Origin of the sequence: Mycobacterium barrassiae, from assembly GCF_025822765.1 — a bacterium.
Lineage (GTDB): Bacteria > Actinomycetota > Actinomycetes > Mycobacteriales > Mycobacteriaceae > Mycobacterium > Mycobacterium barrassiae.
In genome coordinates, this window is sequence record NZ_JACKUK010000025.1 from 204672 (window position 1) to 221042 (window position 16371).

General features: G+C 65.9%; 15 protein-coding genes and 3 pseudogenes. 12 read left to right on the top strand and 6 right to left on the bottom strand.

All coding sequences use genetic code 11. The features are described from left to right. Positions 1–120: 120 nt before the first annotated feature. The gene (locus H7J93_RS15680) at positions 121–3192 is read left to right on the top strand and encodes a serine/threonine-protein kinase (protein WP_267307226.1); all 3072 of its coding nucleotides are present in this window, start codon (positions 121–123) and stop codon (positions 3190–3192) included. On the opposite strand, the gene H7J93_RS15685 is transcribed toward H7J93_RS15680, so the two are convergent. Beyond that, positions 3189–3797 carry an FHA domain-containing protein gene (locus H7J93_RS15685; RefSeq protein ID WP_267307227.1) on the bottom strand — a complete coding sequence of 203 codons (609 nt, stop codon included), beginning with the start codon at positions 3795–3797 and terminating at the stop codon, positions 3189–3191. The genes H7J93_RS15680 and H7J93_RS15685 overlap by 4 nt on opposite strands. A 117-nt stretch (positions 3798–3914) precedes the next feature. Beyond that, positions 3915–4934 carry a hypothetical protein gene (locus H7J93_RS15690; RefSeq protein ID WP_267307228.1) on the bottom strand — a complete coding sequence of 340 codons (1020 nt, stop codon included), beginning with the start codon at positions 4932–4934 and terminating at the stop codon, positions 3915–3917. Between the two features lie 199 nt (positions 4935–5133). Between H7J93_RS15690 and H7J93_RS15695 the strand changes: the two genes are divergently transcribed. After that, positions 5134–6099: a linear amide C-N hydrolase gene (locus H7J93_RS15695; protein ID WP_267307229.1), complete on the top strand. Its 966-nt coding sequence runs from the start codon at positions 5134–5136 to the stop codon at positions 6097–6099. Positions 6100–6111: 12 nt separating this feature from the next. Here H7J93_RS15695 and H7J93_RS15700 read toward each other — a convergent pair whose 3' ends face one another. Next, the gene (locus H7J93_RS15700) at positions 6112–6987 is read right to left on the bottom strand and encodes an LLM class flavin-dependent oxidoreductase (RefSeq protein ID WP_267307230.1); all 876 of its coding nucleotides are present in this window, start codon (positions 6985–6987) and stop codon (positions 6112–6114) included. 65 nt (positions 6988–7052) lie between these two features. Between H7J93_RS15700 and H7J93_RS15705 the strand changes: the two genes are divergently transcribed. Continuing rightward, positions 7053–7325, top strand: a complete 273-nt coding sequence (locus tag H7J93_RS15705) for a DUF4235 domain-containing protein (RefSeq protein WP_267307231.1) — start codon at positions 7053–7055, stop codon at positions 7323–7325. A 25-nt stretch (positions 7326–7350) separates the two neighbouring features. Continuing rightward, positions 7351–8553: an MFS transporter gene (locus H7J93_RS15710; RefSeq protein WP_267307232.1), complete on the top strand. Its 1203-nt coding sequence runs from the start codon at positions 7351–7353 to the stop codon at positions 8551–8553. On the opposite strand, the pseudogene H7J93_RS15715 reads toward H7J93_RS15710, so the two are convergent. Further along, a pseudogene (locus tag H7J93_RS15715) lies at positions 8493–9667 on the bottom strand (diiron oxygenase). The gene H7J93_RS15710 and the pseudogene H7J93_RS15715 overlap by 61 nt on opposite strands. A 130-nt stretch (positions 9668–9797) precedes the next feature. On the opposite strand from H7J93_RS15715, the gene cobF reads away from it, so the two are divergent. The 4 genes and pseudogenes from cobF to H7J93_RS15735 all read left to right on the top strand — a co-directional run bounded on the left by cobF (position 9798) and on the right by H7J93_RS15735 (position 11841). Continuing rightward, complete coding sequence (gene cobF / locus H7J93_RS15720; protein ID WP_267307233.1) at positions 9798–10553, top strand: precorrin-6A synthase (deacetylating); 756 nt, start codon at positions 9798–9800, stop codon at positions 10551–10553. 4 nt (positions 10554–10557) lie between these two features. Next, positions 10558–10961, top strand: a pseudogene (locus tag H7J93_RS15725) (phage holin family protein). 16 nt (positions 10962–10977) lie between these two features. After that, a pseudogene (locus H7J93_RS15730) lies at positions 10978–11223 on the top strand (DNA-formamidopyrimidine glycosylase family protein); the annotation flags it as partial. 159 nt (positions 11224–11382) lie between these two features. Then, positions 11383–11841, top strand: coding sequence for a zinc finger domain-containing protein (locus tag H7J93_RS15735; protein WP_267307365.1), 459 nt, complete (start codon positions 11383–11385; stop codon positions 11839–11841). Here the strand turns inward: H7J93_RS15735 and H7J93_RS15740 are convergent. Beyond that, the gene (locus H7J93_RS15740) at positions 11834–12406 is read right to left on the bottom strand and encodes a chorismate mutase (RefSeq protein ID WP_443677671.1); all 573 of its coding nucleotides are present in this window, start codon (positions 12404–12406) and stop codon (positions 11834–11836) included. The genes H7J93_RS15735 and H7J93_RS15740 overlap by 8 nt on opposite strands. 26 nt (positions 12407–12432) lie before the next feature. Here H7J93_RS15740 and H7J93_RS15745 point away from each other — a divergent pair, with 26 nt between their 5' ends. From H7J93_RS15745 to H7J93_RS15760, 4 genes are all read left to right on the top strand, one after another. Further along, the gene (locus H7J93_RS15745; protein WP_267307235.1) at positions 12433–13182 is read left to right on the top strand and encodes an SDR family oxidoreductase; all 750 of its coding nucleotides are present in this window, start codon (positions 12433–12435) and stop codon (positions 13180–13182) included. A 46-nt stretch (positions 13183–13228) separates the two neighbouring features. Further along, entirely contained in the window at positions 13229–13609 is a 381-nt protein-coding gene (locus H7J93_RS15750; protein WP_267307236.1) for a hypothetical protein, read from the top strand. A gap of 165 nt (positions 13610–13774) precedes the next feature. After that, positions 13775–14077: a helix-turn-helix transcriptional regulator gene (locus tag H7J93_RS15755; protein WP_267307237.1), complete on the top strand. Its 303-nt coding sequence runs from the start codon at positions 13775–13777 to the stop codon at positions 14075–14077. Next, entirely contained in the window at positions 14058–14597 is a 540-nt protein-coding gene (locus tag H7J93_RS15760; protein WP_267307238.1) for a hypothetical protein, read from the top strand. Before H7J93_RS15755 ends, H7J93_RS15760 begins: the two co-directional genes overlap by 20 nt. 65 nt (positions 14598–14662) lie before the next feature. On the opposite strand, the gene pgi is transcribed toward H7J93_RS15760, so the two are convergent. Further along, positions 14663–16330: a glucose-6-phosphate isomerase gene (pgi, locus tag H7J93_RS15765; protein WP_267307239.1), complete on the bottom strand. Its 1668-nt coding sequence runs from the start codon at positions 16328–16330 to the stop codon at positions 14663–14665. Positions 16331–16371 lie beyond the last annotated feature (41 nt).

Here is a 16371-nt window from a genome sequence, read left to right on the forward strand (position 1 = left end):
CGACGTGTCATCGGGGATGAAACAGCAAATGCGCTGTTCGCGATGACATTGCTAGGTACTTTGTTGAGCGAATCCAGGCATTTCCGAAATATCCGCTTTTCACCGGAGGACGATGATCACATGGCGGGCGGGATAGCGTCAGAACTGGCGGCCGCCGGGTTCGACGACGCCGTCGAAGTTGGGCGCGGCGGTAGTGGCGTCGTCTATCGCTGCTACCAGCAATCGCTCGGGCGCAGCGTCGCCATCAAGGTTCTCGCCAATGATCTCGACGACAGCGACCGCGAGCGTTTCCTGCGTGAGGGCTACGCGATGGGCAAGCTCTCAGGCCATCCCAACATCGTGAACATCCTCCAGGTCGGCGTCACCGAAGGCGGCCGGCCGTTCATCGTGATGCCTTACCACTCAGTGGGTTCGCTGGCCGAGCGGGTGCGTCGTGAGGGCCGGATCGCGTGGCCCGAGGCGCTGCGCATGGGCGTGAAGCTGTGCGGGGCGCTGGAGACCGCCCATCGGGCGGGCACGTTGCACCGCGACATCAAACCCGCGAACGTTCTATTCAACGACTACGGCGAACCTCAGCTGAGCGACTTCGGGACCGCCCGCATCGCAGGCGGATACAAGACGGTGACTGGATTCTTCACCGGCACGCTGTCCTACACCGCGCCCGAGGTTCTGGCGGGCAACCCGCCGACGGTGGCCGCCGACATCTACTCCCTCGGGGCCACCATCTACGCGTTGATCGCCGGCGGGCCGCCGCATGAGCGCAAGGCCGATGAAGATCTGATCGCGCACTATCTGCGGATCACCTCGACGCCCGTGCCGGACCTGCGTCCGCATGGAATCCCGACCGATGTGTGTGCCGCGATCGAGAGAGCGATGTCGCGCGAACCCGGCGAACGGCAGGTGTCAGTTGCCGAATTCGGGCGCGAGTTGCAACTGGCGCAGCGGCACAACGGGTTGACCGCGGATCCGATGGCGCTCAGCGAGCCCGGCGGTGAGCTGGAGCCGACTGGCGGCACCCAGGCGTTGCCGCTCTCGGGGGCTTCGGCTCCGGGCCGGACGGAGAAATCCGCGCCGGGGATTCCGGAATCTTCAGAGTCTGTCGTCGCTGCGCCCATCGTTCCGAAAGACGCTGCGCCGCAACTGGACCCGAACATGTTCGCGCACACTCGGTCGGTCAGCATGGGCAACGTGCCCTGGCAGGTCCCACCTCAGATCCCGCCGGCGCCACCGTCAGAGCCGCCGCCGCCCGTCGCGCCGCCGCCTTATCAATCGCAACCGGGGCCTGGGGCCGGGCCCCAAAGGCGGGATCAGAAGCGCCTGCTGATCATCGCGGGCGCCATTGCGGGGGTCCTGGTGCTGGTGATCGGCAGCGTCTTCTTCTTCACGTCCTCGAGCGACAAGGACGGCGGCGGTGGGCAAGCCGCACCGCCGAGGCCGCCCGTCGAGATGCAGCCCGAATGGCAACCGATCGCGGATGCGCGAATCGCTCGTGGCGCGGTGGCGGCCACCGAGGCCGACGGGACCATCTGGGTCTTCGGCGGTTTGGGGGCAGGCAACCGTGTCAGCGGCGGCCACGAGGGCTACGACCCCGCGCTCGACAGTTGGAAGGGCGGGGCGGATCTGCCCGTCCCGGTGCAGCGCGCGAGCGCAGTGACGTGGCAGGACACCCCAGTCGTCCTCGGTGGGTGGCGCACCGAGGGGTCGAACCAGAAGGTGGCGACCGACAAAGTGTGGCGGGTGGTCAACAGCCGCTGGGTTGAGTTGCCGCCACTGCAGCAGCCCAGGGCGGCGGCCTCGGCCGCGGTCGTCGGCGATCTCCTCGTCGTCACCGGCGGTGTGGACGCCAACGGCAAGCTGCTGAACACCACCGAGATTTATGACGGCACCGGCTGGAAGCTCGGCGCACCCCTGCCCACGCCGCGTCAGTTGGCGGCTTCGGCGTCGGACGGGAAGCTCGTGTACGTGCTCGGCGGCAGCACCGGCACCTCGGACCTGACGGCAGTCGAGGCGTACGACCCCGTCGCAGACACGTGGACCACGATGCCCGCGCTTGCGGAGCCGCGCAGCGACTTCGGCGTGGCGGTCACCGACTCCCGTTTGGTGGCCGTCGGAGGCATGTCGTCGGGGCAGGTTCTGATGAGTGTGGAAGCGCTCGATCTGACCACTGCAACGTGGACCGCTCTGCCGGACCTGGCGACGGGGCGCCATGGCCTGGCGGTCGCGGCGGTGGGGAAGACCGTCTACGCGATAGGCGGCTCGACGAGCCCGGCGGACAGTCAGGTCACGGCGTCCGCCGAATCCCTGAAGCTGGCGCCGCGTAAGCCGCAACCGGCGGCGGAGTGGCGGGCGCTGCCCGATGCTCCGACCGCGAGGCTGATGGCCGCCTCGACTGTGCTGGACGACAAGATCTACATCGCGGGCGGCATGCTGGGCCACGCCGAGACGCTCGACACCTTCGAGAGCTTCGAGCCGAAGACCGGCAAGTGGGAAACGCTGCCCCCGTTGCCCATTCCGCTCAATCACGCCGCCGCCGCCGCCTTTCGCGGTGAGGTCGTGGTCCTCGGCGGCGCCAGCGACACCGTCGCCGACGCGTCGAACAAGGTCTTCGCCTACCGCGACGGGAAGTGGGAAGAGTTGCCGAGCATGCAACATGCAAGGGCGGCGCCTGCGGCGGCGGTCATCGACGACAAGCTCGTGGTGGTCGGTGGACAGGACAACAAGCAACTCGTCACCCAGACCGAGGTGTTCGACGGTGAGTCGTGGACGTCAGGTCCCGATATGCCAACTCCGCGCGAGCATTTGGCGGCGGTGTCGGACGGCGTCTACATGTACACGGTCGGTGGTCGGGTCCTCTCCGCGGACGAGAACCTGGGCGCCTTCGAACGTTTCGATCCGGTCGCCGGAAAGTGGGACAAGTTGGACGACATGCCCACTCCGCGCGGAAGCTATGGCGCGGCATTGGTCGACGGCCGCATCGTCGCCGTGGGCGGAGAAGAGCCGACGCGAGTGCTGCCCACCGTCGAGATGTTTGACATCTCCACCGGGAAGTGGACGACGCAGGCGCCGATCAACACCCCGGTGCACGGACAGGTGGTGGCGGCCGTCGAGAACACCGTCTACACCATCGGCGGCGCGGACCGGCCCACGCATGAAGGGCCGGTGGCGTTCGTCGAGGCGCTCGACTTCAGCTAGCTCTCGCGCAGCTGGGCAAGCGTGACGGCGCCTCGCCTGAGCGCCTCGTTGGCGAGGCGTACCCGGCGGTCACCCTCGGGCGGGATGTCGAATTTGTCGTAGAGGTTCTGCAGATGCTGTTTGACGGCCGCCTCCGTGACATACAGTTCGCCGGCCATCCGCCGCACCGATGCCGGCTCGGGGAAGGGGTCGTCGGAAACCAGCGGTCGGCACAGCACCATGAGCACGTCGACCTCGCGCCGGGTCAGCCTTGGTGGGAGCTGGCTGGCGTCGGGGACGATCGTCGCTTCGTCCGCCGGTTCGCCGGCCTGTCGTGCCTGTATGTACACCACCCGCGACTTTCCGATCCGCACTTCGTCACCGGAGCGCAGCACCCGTTCGGCGGTGATCTTCTCGCCGTTGACGAAAGTGCCGTTGCGGCTCCCCACATCGCGGATCGACCATGCCGAACCGTGGTTCTCCAGGATGGCGTGCAGGCGCGAGACGGTGGGGTCGTGCTCGAGGGCCACCGCGTTGGTCGAGGCCTTGCCGAGCGTCACCCGCTCACCGGTCAACGGGACGAGCTCGCGTCCCGTCGGCTTGAAGACTTCCAAGTGGGAAGACATACAGACCTCCTGTTGGGCCAATTTTGACCCAGAGAGTCGGTCCCTGGTCTCCGAACGCGCCGTGCAATGTCACAGCGGGCCGTCGAAGAGCTCCTCGACGGCCCGCTGCACGGCTGCCTAGTGCGGCGAGTTGGTGATCTTCTTCTTGAAGCGGATGGCCCGCTTGACCGGTGCCGACTCCGTCAGCGGAGGCCACGGCCACCCGCTGTTCTTCCCGCGCGGCGCCTTCAGGAAGGCCAGGCCCAGGAATAGGCCGAAGATCACATGCCCGAGCAGAGTGATGATCACGGTCGCGGTGTTCAGCGGAAACATCCGCTCCTCGCCGTTCGGCGCCAGCGCCACAGTGGCCATCAGGCCGGCCCAGGTGGGAAAGACCCCGAAGGCCACCGCCGCCAGCACCGCGTAGACGTTCTTCCACCGATCGATGCCGATGGCGTACGCGACGACGAAGAAGGCCACACCCAGTCCACCGGCATCGCCGAGATACCGGTACACGTAACCCACTGCCGCACTGCCTGTGGTGTCCGGCTCGCCGGTGACGAACGATCCCATCTCGATGATGAAATCGCCCATCAGCCCCAGCACGTGCACCGCGAACAGTCGGGCCGCGTCGTACACGATGCACGCGACCATGCCTGCGATCAGGCCGCGGCCCACGATCATGTCGATCCGGTGCGGCGCGAACGCGATCAGTGTTGCGAGCACGGCGACCAGCGTGATGGTCACCATGGTGACCGTGGCCTGCGAGACCAGGCCGAACACCTCACCCGAGATCGCCAGGATAGGCATCGACGCCAGCAACAGCACCAGGGCCAGCCGGGCGTACTCCCACTTGCTCGGCGGCTTGACCTCCGCCTTGTTCAGGTCGATGTAGCGCTGCCGGATCGTGTTGGTGACCTTGGCGACGACGGGCACCTCGACGAGCGGGCGCAGCCGCACGGTCCCGCTGTCCGCGTCGCCGAGGACCAGTGCCTTGAAGCGGGTGGTCATCGGCTCATGAGCGATCGGCGGCTTCGGGGCGATCGGCGGGGCCTTCGGGGTCTGCGGCAGCAGTTTGATCGGCAGATCGCCTGGCCGCAGCCGCACTGTTTCTTCAGGAGCCGGCCTGGGGGTTCCGGGCGGTGCTGTCGTGTTCATCGGGGTTTTCCTCATCTCAGATGACCTTCGTGGTCGCTTTCAGTGGTCTATAACGACATTTATGATCGATTCCGAAGGAAAACTGTGTAATCGCTACGAAGTCAGTTTTCGGCATCATCGGGGGTAGGTTTTCCTAGCCGCCAGGCGAGGCCGAGCTGGCAAGCGGGGCTGACAACAGTGGGGAGGAAGAGGACGGCATATGTGCACACGGGTGCTCTGGAACACCGACGGTAGATATGTGATGGCTGGCCGGACCATGGACTGGCCCGAGTCGACGCAACCGACCATCGTCGCGTTTCCGCGTGGGCGTGAGCGAGACGGCGGGAAGATCGGCGAACTCGTCGTCGTTGCGGACAACCCGCTGCGCTGGACCAGTCGCCACGCCAGCCTGGTGACCACCGTGTACGGGATCGGCACCGTCGACGGCCTCAACGAGGCCGGACTCGGGATGCACGCCCTCTACCTCAAGTCGACGGACGTCGGAACCCGTGACCCCAGCCGCCCCGGTATCCACATGGGATTGTTCGGCCAGTATCTGCTCGACCAGGCGGGCACCGTCGCCGAAGCCCTGGCGTTGCTGGATACGTTCCAGCCGGTGATGGTGGAAGCCCATGGGCGGAAGGCGACCCTGCATTTTGCGCTGGAAGACGCCAGCGGAGACTCGGCGATCATCGAGTTCGAGGCCGGAGAACCGGTCATCCACCACGGCCGTCAGTACACGATCATGACCAACGATCCCACCTACGACGAGCAGCTGGAATTGATGGCGAAGCAAGACTTTTCGCATCCGAGTCGCGATATGCCGTTGCCCGGCAACGTCAATGCGGTCGACCGGTTCCAGCGCGCCAGCTACTATGCCGCGCTGCTGCCGGAGCCCACCGATACCAGGCAGGCGGTGGCCAGCGTGATGGCGATCATGCGTAACGTGTCGGTTCCATTCGGTGCGCCGTACGCCGAATTCGGTGTCTACAACACCGAATACCGGACAGTCGTCGATCTCACCCAGAAGCTGTACTTCTTCGAACTGTCGACGAGCCCGAACGTGATCTGGATCGACTTCGACGCGTTGAAGTTGACCGACGAACCGCTGGAGATCAACCCGTACGACACCACGTTGATGGGCGACGTCACGTCCCGGTTCGAACCGCAGAATGTCGCGTTCTGACCTCGGACCGGATCACACCTTCGAGATGACCTTCTCGGCGTACTTCTCGATGGCGCGAATCTTGTTCTCGAGGGGCTCGGGGTCGGGACCGACGGTGTAGGGCATCCGGAAGCCCACCATGATGTCGGTGACGCCCCGGTCCTCGAGGCGCCTGATGCCGTCGGGCTTGTAGGCGTCCAGCGACATCGCATGGATCTCGAACGGTCCCGTGCGGCCCTCCTCCGCGCGAAGTTGCTTGAGCCGGTTGATATATCGGTCGAGCTCGGCGGGGTCGCCCAGATCGCCGCCGCCGTGCATCCACCCGTCGTGGCGTGCGGCGCGACGAAGCGCGGCGTCCGCGTGGCCGCCGATGAGGATCGGGATCGGTTTGGTGGGCGCAGGCGACATCTTCGTCTTCGGGATGTCGTAGAACTCGCCGTGGAACTCGAAGTACTCGCCGGTGGTGAGGCCCTTGATGATCTCGATGCACTCGTCCATTCGCTTGCCTCGTCGGGCGAACGGCACGTTCATGAGTTCGTAGTCCTCGGGCCACGGGCTGGTGCCGACGCCGAGGCCGAGCCGGTTGTCGAAGAGCGCGGCCAGCGACCCGGCCTGCTTGGCGACGAGCGCGGGCGGACGGATGGGCAGTTTGAGGACGAACATGTTGAACTTCAGCGTCGTCGTCGCGGCGGACAGCGCGCTGGCGAGGACGAACGCCTCGATGATCTCCTTGCCGTCGAGGAACTCACGGCCGCCGTCATCGGTGTACGGATACTTCGAGTCCGACTCATAGGGATAGGCCACGCTGTCGGCGATCGTCATGGCGTGGAATCCGGCCGCCTCGGCGGCCTGCGCCAGCGGAATGTAGTACTTCGGGTGGGTCAGTGATTCCGCATAGGTGAAGCGCACCGGGCAATACTAGAACGTGTTCCAGTTCTGGGTTAGGGGTTCGGCGCTACGGGAACGTGGCGGTCATGAGCGCAACATCCAAGGCCCTGTACAAGCCGCTGTCGATCGCCACGAGTGTGGCGGGCGGCCTGTTGGCGGGCAAGGTCTTCACAGAAATCTGGCAGCGGGTCAGCCCGTCTGATCAGGAGCCGCCGGAACCGAAGGACCTCACCCGCTCGACGCGCGAGGCGCTGGTCGCCGCCGCGATCCAGGGGCTGATCTTCGGTCTGGTGCGCGCGGCGGTGGACCGGGCGGGCGCGAAGGGATACCGCGCAATCACGCACGACGACCCGCGCTAGCGGACACGACGGCATCATGGCGTAGGTGCCCAGCTGGCTGACCCGCAATGTGCGGGTGCTTTCGGCCGTGTCCTTTCTGCAGGACACCGCCAGTGAGCTTCTCTATCCGCTGCTGCCGATCTACCTGACGAGCGTGCTCGGCGCGCCCGCGGCCGTCGTCGGTGCAGTGGAGGGGGCGGCCGAAGGCGCGGCATCGCTCACCAAACTCGCGGCCGGGCCGTTGGGCGACCGGTACTCGAAGCGCCCTCTGATCGCCACCGGCTACGGAATGGCGGCGCTGGGCAAGGTGATGGTGGCCGCCGCCGCCGGATGGCCGGGTGTGCTGGCCGGCCGGGTGGTCGACCGGCTGGGCAAGGGAATCCGCGGGGCGCCGCGCGATGCTCTGCTCGTCGCTGATATCGGAACGGCCGACCGCGGAAAGGTTTTCGGATTCCACCGCGCGATGGACACGTTCGGTGCCGTCGTGGGCCCGCTGCTCGGACTCGTCGGCTACGAGTTGTTGGACCACCAGATCGCGCCGTTGTTGTGGGTGGCCGTCGTGCCCGCGGTGCTCAGTGTGGCGTTGGTGTATCTGGCTCGAGAGAAGCGAACGCAGATACCGCATCGCCGCGCGGTGTTCGCGATGGTGGGCGAGTTGCCGCAACGCTATTGGCGGGTCGCGATTCTGGTCATCACATTCGGGCTCGTGAACTTTCCCGATGCGCTGTTGTTGCTGCGGCTCAACGAGATCGGGTTCTCGGTGGTCGAGGTGATTCTCGCGTATGTGACGTACAACGCGGTCTACGCGGTGGCGAGTTACCCCGCGGGTGTACTCGCCGACCGGATCGGTAAGCCTGCTGTGTTCGGTGTCGGCCTGGTGTTCTTCGCGGTCGGGTACACCGGGCTGGGGCTCACCTCCGACACGGTCACGGCGTGGCTGCTCATCGGCGTGTACGGACTGTTCACCGCATGTACGGATGGCGTTGGCAAGGCGTGGGTTTCGTCACTCGTCCGGTCCGACCTACAGGGCAGTGCACAGGGCGTGTTCCAAGGGCTCAGTGGCTTCGCGGTGCTTGCGGCGGGGTTGTGGGCGGGCTTCCTGTGGGGCAGTGACGGACAGCTTCCGCTGTTGATCTCTGGAGTCGCCGGCGCCGTGTTTGCCGTCGTGACGCTGGTGATCGCCGCCCGCTATCGCGGGACGAGCTCGTCGATCGGGAACGGCGGAGACCCGACGCCTGCCACCGAATAGCCGCCCTGCGGCGGACGCTCGGTGATGCGCGCTGTGGCGCTGTTGTCTCCGACCGACAGTGTCGCGGGTTGCGGCAGTTTCAGAGCGTCGGGAAGCGCGTCGAAAACCGTTCCCTGCCAGTGATATCGGCCGTCGATCGGGTCGAGGTGGCCGCTGAGCCGCGCGCGCACCGTGCGCTCCACACCCCCGGTGGTGACCGTCGCCGGCCCGTCGTAGACATCGCTCATTGGGGGAGGAACCCCGATCGTCGCCACATGCGGCGGGCGATCGGGCCCATCAGCCCGACCTCCTCGAGGAAGGCCGCCAGCGGGGCGAGCCCCGCGATCTGGGTCTCGCGGCGGTGCGGGCTGCGGCGCGCCTCCCGACGGGCCGCGCGCGCATCCAGTCCGACCCTTCGGTACGGCGTGACGTTGGTGAACAGGTAGCGGAAGAAGTAGCCGCCGAGTCCGTTGATGTTGGCCACGAAGAACTTCGTCGTCCACCGCATGGTCGGGGTTCGCTTGCGTAAACCGTCGCGGGCGAACTGGATGTGGCGCGCCTCCTCGGTGACATGAATTCGCATGAGGCGTTGCACCATTGGCTGCAGTTCGGGGTCGTACATCATCTGCCGCTGCAGAGAGTCGAATATCTCCTCGCCGATCAGCGCGGCCATCCACAGCAGCGGACCCTGGAACGCGAACGGCAGTAGGTTGATGATGACGCGCTGGTAGTACCTGGGCCTCACCGGCTTGGCGCCCACCTGTTCGATCGCCTTGCCGAACATCACCATGTGCCGGGTCTCGTCGCCGAGTTCGGTCAGCTCGTAGTGCGTGGCGCTGGCCGTCGGGTCCTGGTGCATCATCTTGCGCAGCAACGCCTGGTTGAGGATGTTCTCGAACCAGATGCCCGCTGACAGCGTGTTCACGAACTCCTGGCGGGACAACTCGATCTGCTGCTCGCGGGTCATCGCGTCCCACCGCGGAGTGCCGTAGAGCGAGACGGTTTTCGGCGGCAGGAAGAACTTGTCGGGATCCAGCGGTTGATCCCAGGCGATATCCACGACGGGCGCGTAGGACTTCTTGACGGAGCCCTTCAGTAGTCGCTCGGCGACCTGCTGGCGAGTGGGTGCGGTCATCAGCGACGTTCCCTTCGTCTGTGTTGAGGAAGTCGGCGTTGAGCCAAAGGTAAGTTCCACTGCATCAAGATGTCAATACCCGCGGTACCGCATACCTGCGGTATGTGCTGGTCATGGCATACTCGGCCGCGTGACTCGTCGGATCCACGTCATCGGTGTCGGTGCCGGAGATCCGGACTACGTGACGGTCCAGGCGGTCGATGCGCTGAACGACACGCAGGTGTTCTTCGCGATGGACAAGGGCGAAGCGAAGGATGATCTGGTCGCGCTGCGCAGGCTGATCTGTGAGCGGTTCATCCGCGAGCCCGCCTACCGCTTCGTCGAGTTGCCCGACCCGCCGAGGACCCGAGTCGTCCCGGACAGTCCGGCCTACCGGCAGGTGGTCGCCGACTGGCATGCCCGGCGGGCGCAGGTGTGGGCCGCCGCGATCGAGAACGAGCTGGAACCCGATGGGGTCGGCGCGTTTCTGGCGTGGGGGGACCCCTCGCTCTACGACAGCACCCTTCGCATCCTGGAGACCGTCGCGGCACACGTCGACATCGACTACGACGTGATCCCCGGCATCACCGCCATCCAGGCGCTCACTGCCCGACATCGCATACCGCTCAACGACGTTGGCGAACCCGTGCTGATCACCACGGGTCGGCAGCTGCGCGACAACGGGCTGTCCGGCAGCGCGGTGGTGATGCTCGACGCGGAATGTTCCTTCCTACGCTGCCCCGCCGAGACCCGCATCTGGTGGGGGGCTTACCTCGGCACGGCGGACGAACTGTTGGTGGCGGGCACCGTCGGCGAGGTCGGGGACAAGATCGCCGAACTCCGTGCCGATGCCCGGTCGCGGCACGGTTGGATCATGGACACCTACCTGCTGCGTTCGGCAGACTGACCGCATGGGCTCATTCCTGCTGCGTGCAGCCTTGACGGGCTTCGCACTGTGGGTGGTCACGCTGATCGTTCCCGGCATCCGGTTCACCGCTTCGACTCGACCCTGCAGGAGATCGGCGTCATCTTCGTCGTCGGTGTGATCTTCGGCCTGGTCAACGCGGTCATCAAGCCGATAGTGCAGGTCATCTCGATTCCGCTCTACATCCTCACGCTCGGCCTGATCCACGTCGTGATCAATGCGCTGATGCTGTGGATCACCGCGTGGATCACCGAGCACACCACCGGCTGGGGCCTGGTCATCGACAAGTTCTGGTGGACCGCGATCTGGGCCGCCATTGTGCTGTCGATCGTGGGCTGGCTGCTGTCGTTGATCATCGACGGCGACGACGACCGCGTCCTGCGGCGCTGATCGGCACACTGGAAACATGCCAGAACTTCCCGAGATCGAAGCGCTCGCCGATCACCTTCGTCGACACGCCGTCGGGTTGACCATCGGGCGCATCGACGTCTCGGCGCTGTCGGTGCTCAAGACGTTCGATCCGGCGATCTCGGTGCTGCACGGGCAGACCGTCACCGGCGCCGACCGGTGGGGTAAGTATCTAGGGCTGCAGTGCGGCGAGCTGCATTTGATCACGCACCTGTCCCGTGCGGGTTGGCTGCGGTGGTCCGACAAGCTCGCGCCGGCCCCGCTGAAGCCGGGGAAGGGGCCGATCGCGTTCCGCGTCCACCTCGGAACCCCCGGGGAGGCACCGGGTTTCGATCTCACCGAGGCAGGCACACAGAAGCGGTTGGCGGTCTGGCTGGTCGACGATCCGGCCAAGGTTCCTGGCATCGCCACCCTCGGACCCGACGCGCTGGACCTCTCGCCTGAGGATCTCGCAGGCGTGCTCGGCAAGAACAGCGGGCGGATCAAGACCGTCATCACCGACCAGAAGGTCATCGCCGGCATCGGCAACGCCTACAGCGACGAGATCCTGCACGTCGCGAAGATTTCGCCGTTCGCGACCGCGGGCAAGCTCACGGACGCGCAGCTGGCCGCGCTGCACGACGCGATGATCTCCGTACTCACAGATGCGGTGTCGCGATCCGTCGGCCAGCAGGCCGCGACGCTCAAGGGCGAGAAGCGCTCGGGCCTGCGCGTGCATGCCCGCACGGGTCTGCCATGCCCGGTGTGTGGCGACACCGTGCGCGAAGTGTCGTTCGCCGACAAGTCGTTTCAGTACTGCCCGACGTGTCAGACCGGGGGCAAGGTGCTTGCCGACCGGCGGATGTCGCGGCTGCTCAAATAGGTTGGCAGTACGAGCGGGTCGCCGACGAGAGGGCCTGCTGATACAGCGGGTCCAGTCCGCGCGCGGCGACCACGGCGGCTTTGGCGTCTGCGAGATCCTGACTGCACCCCTGGCTGTGCAGTGAATTCCAGTGCAGGGCAATCTCGCTCACCAACGCCTTGTTGAACTCGTCGATCTGCGCGCGTGAGGCCGAGAGGTCGGGCGCGGTGGTGGGGGCCGTCGTCGGGTCGAACTTCCACTGACCGAACCGCGTGTACTCGACGCCTTCGGTTGCGCCTATCTGGTCGGTGAAGACGGTGCGCACGTACTCCGGGTCGATGCCATGAGCGCTCGCGTCGGCCGCGACCGAGTCCAGCACCTGGTTGGCTCTCGCGGGGTCGGTCAGCGGGCCGCCGTTGATCCACTTGGCGGCCGCGATCGGATCGGCGGTCGCCAGGCGCTGCGCTGCGGTGTCGACCAGCTGGTAGAAGGGTTCGACGGGCTGGGCCGCGGCGGGTGCTGCCAGGACGATCTGGCCGGTTAACAGGGCTGCGCCCAGCAGAAGGGCACTTCGATTCGGGATCACACGACTATCTTGCATAAGCTGACCGCGTGACTCGGCAGAAGATCTTGATTACCGGTGCCAGCTCGGGGCTCGGAGAGGGTATGGCGCGCGCGTTCGCCGCCAAGGGCCGCGACCTCGCGCTGTGCGCGCGTCGCCTCGACCGGCTCGAAGAACTCCAACGCGAACTGCTCGAGCGGCATCCCGGCATCAAGGTGGCCGTGGCCGCTCTGGACGTCAACGACCACGAGCAGGTGCCCAAGGTATTCAACGAGCTGTCCGACGAACTGGGCGGCATCGACCGTGTGATCGTCAACGCGGGCATCGGCAAGGGCGCACCGCTGGGTTCGGGCAAGCTGTGGGCGAACAAGGCCACCATCGAAACGAATCTCGTTGCGGCGCTTGTGCAGATCGAGACTGCCATTGAAATGTTCAACGCCGCCGGTGGCGGCCATCTGGTGCTGATCTCCTCGGTGCTCGGCAACAAGGGTGTGCCGGGAGTGAAGGCCGCCTACGCCGCGAGTAAGGCCGGTGTGTCGTCGCTCGGAGAGTCGCTGCGTGCCGAATACCTCAACGGCCCGATCAAGGTGACCACTCTGGAGCCCGGATACATCGAATCGGAGATGACGGCGAAGTCCGCGTCGACATTGTTGATGGTGGACAACGAGACCGGCGTCAAGGCGATGGTCGACGCCATGGAACGTGAGGCGGGCCGGGCCGCTGTCCCGTGGTGGCCGTGGGGACCGCTGGTTCAGTTGATGCGTGTCATGCCGCCGCGGCTCGCACGCCGTTTTGCTTAGAAACGCTTCATGTTTAGTGGGTTCGCGCTCGTGGTAGCCCACATTCATGAACACAAATCTGACGAAGATGACGCCTTTCCTGTTCGCGGGCGCTGTGGCCGCTGCGATCGCCGCCGCGCCCCTCGCCGGTGCTCAGCCGGCGCCGCCTCCGCCGTGTGTCAACGCTGACGGATCGCCGTGCGGCTCACTGGGCAACGTGAACGCCGGTCCCGGTGGCGGTGCCGAGGTGAACATTCCCGGCGGCCCCGTTGGTACGGCTGACGGCGGCGGTGCCTCCGGTGTGATCCCCAATGGTCCTGGTGGCTCGGCGGGCCCGGGCGGTGCCAGCGGCTCGCTGTCGCCCGTCGGACCCGGCGGTTCGGCAGGCCCGGGTGGGGCCAGCGGGTGTCTCCCGAACGTCGGGTGCATCAACATCCCTGCCCCGTAACCCTGCATAACTTGCGATTTCGGCGTGTTAGGTCTCGCTGAGCGCGACTAAGCACGCCGAAATCGCAAATTCGCGTCGCGGCGTACGTCCACTTCGGGCGTACGCCGCGGCGTTTTTTGTTGGATTCACTTGACAAGTCGTTGGGTTTTCACAACAGTATGTTGTATGAGTCCGGTGAGGCGAGGCGCAGCCCTCCCCATTCACAACCGCATCGCCGTCCTGCGCGCGGAGCGGCAGATGAGCCGGGCGCAGCTCGCGGAGTTGGTGGACGTCAACCCGCAGACCGTCGGGGCGCTGGAACGAGGCGATCACTTTCCGAGCCTCGATCTGGCGTTTCGGATCTGCGATGTCTTCGGCCTGCCCGTGGAGGCGGTGTTTTCGCGCACGCCGTTTGCGCCCCTGTCCACCGAGCTCTACCGAAAGCCCACAAGCCAAGGAGGCGACGACGATGTCCCGCTCGCACAGTGATTCGACGCTCATCGACCGGTACCAGAACTACCGGACCCGCCGATTCCTGAAGTACGAACGCACGTATTCCCATTCGCTACCGCGCTGGCGCACGCAACGTCGCCGTCGCGCCCTGGTGGTCGGGCTGGTGGTCACGTTCACGTTGATGGCCGTCGTAAGTGTGATGTGCGCCTTCGGAATTCAATGGGCACCGTTGCTGTGGCTGCCCGCGTCTCTGGTGTTCTTCGTTCTGTGGATCGTGCTGCAGGTCGTGTCCGGCAGGCAGGGCGACGCGCCCGAGGCGGCCCTCGACGAGTACGAGGTGCAGCAGCGCAACACTGCCCGATCGATCGGCCTCACGGTCACCCAGTACTTGATGCTCGTACCGATCGGCTATCTGATTTTCGGATCTGTCATCACCGGGGGCACCGATGTGGACATGGCGTACGCCGGCGGCCTGATGGTGACGACGGTGTTGGTGTTCGGCGGCTGCCTGCCCGCGATGATCCTGGGTTGGATCCGGCCGGACCCGGACGCCTAAAGCCTGCGATTTCGGCGTGTTGAGTCTCGCTGAGCGTGACTTAGCACGCCGAAATCGCTGTTTCGCTAGGCCGAGCGGCCGCGCTCGACGCGATAGTGCCGGACCAGGGCGTCGGTCGAGGAATCCGACTGTTCGGCGGGCGAGCCGTCGGCGGTGATCACCGGCAGCAGCGCCTTGGCCTGCGTCTTGCCGAGTTCGACGCCCCACTGGTCGAACGAGTCGATACCCCAGACGACGCCTTCGGTGAACACCTGATGCTCGTAGAGTGCGATCAGCTGGCCCAGCGCCGACGGGGTCAGCTTGGTGGCCAGGATCGACGTGCTGGGCCGGTTGCCCGGCATCACCTTGTGCGGCACGACATCCGGCGGCGTGCCCTCGGCGGCGATCTCCTCGGCGGTCTTGCCGAACGCCAACACCTGCGTCTGGGCGAAGAAGTTGCTCATCAACAGGTCGTGCATGCTGCCCGTACCGTCGGCGGTCGGCAGGTCGTCGGTCGGCTGCGAGAACCCGATGAAGTCGGCGGGTACCAGCCGCGTGCCCTGATGCAGCAGTTGATAGAAAGCGTGCTGACCGTTGGTTCCCGGTTCGCCCCAAAAGATTTCGCCGGTGCTCGTCGTCACCGGTGACCCGTCCGCACGCACCGACTTGCCGTTGGACTCCATGGTCAGCTGCTGCAGATAGGCCGCGAAACGCGACAGATCATTCGAATACGGCAGCACCGCACGGGTTTCCGCGCCGAAGAACTCGTTGTACCAGAGACCGATGAGGCCGAGCAGCGCCGGCGCGTTGGCCTCCAGCGGCGCGGTGCGGAAGTGTTCGTCGACGATGTGAAACCCGGACAGGAACTCAGCGAACCGCTCGCGGCCGATGACCGCCATCACGCTCAAACCGATTGCGCTGTCGACGGAGTAGCGGCCGCCGACCCAGTCCCAGAAGCCGAACATGTTGTCGGTGTTGATGCCGAAGTCGTCGACCAACTTCTTGTTTGTTGACACCGCCACGAAGTGATTCGACACCGCGGCATCGCCGAGCGCATCGGTGAGCCAGCGGCGCGCCGCCGTCGCATTGGTCAGTGTCTCCAGCGTCGAGAACGTCTTGGACGCGATGATGAAAAGCGTTGTCGCGGGGTCGAGTCCGTCGAGCTTGGCCACCAGGTCGGCGGGGTCGACATTGGACACGAACCGTGCCGAGATGCCGGCGTCCGCGTAGTGGCGTAGGCCGAGGGTGACCATCGCGGGGCCGAGATCCGAGCCGCCGATTCCGATGTTGACGACCGTGGTGATGCGTTCCCCGGTGGCGCCGGTCCATTCGCCGCTGCGCAGCCGATCGGTGAAGTCGCCCATTTTGTCGAGCACTTCGTGCACGTCGGCGGCGACGTCCTGCCCGTCGACCGTCAGCTCGGCGCCGCGCGGCAGCCGCAGCGCAGTGTGCAGCACCGCCCGGTCTTCGGAGGTGTTGATGTGCACACCGGAGAACATCGCGTCGCGGCGCTGCTCCAGGCCCGCCGCGCGAGCGAGGTCCACCAGCAACGACAGGGTCTCGCGGGTGACGCGGTGCTTGCTGTAGTCGATGTACAGATCGCCGACCGTGAGCGCCAGTTCCGTCCCGCGGGCGGGATCTTCGGCGAACAGTTCACGCAGCGACTTGTCGCCGATATCGTCATGATGCCGTTGCAGGGCCTGCCATGCGGCAGTGGTGGTGATGTCGGGAATCTGCGAGGTGTCGGCGGTCATGTAGCCGACACTAATGCGGCTCAATGGCCAAAGGAGTAATG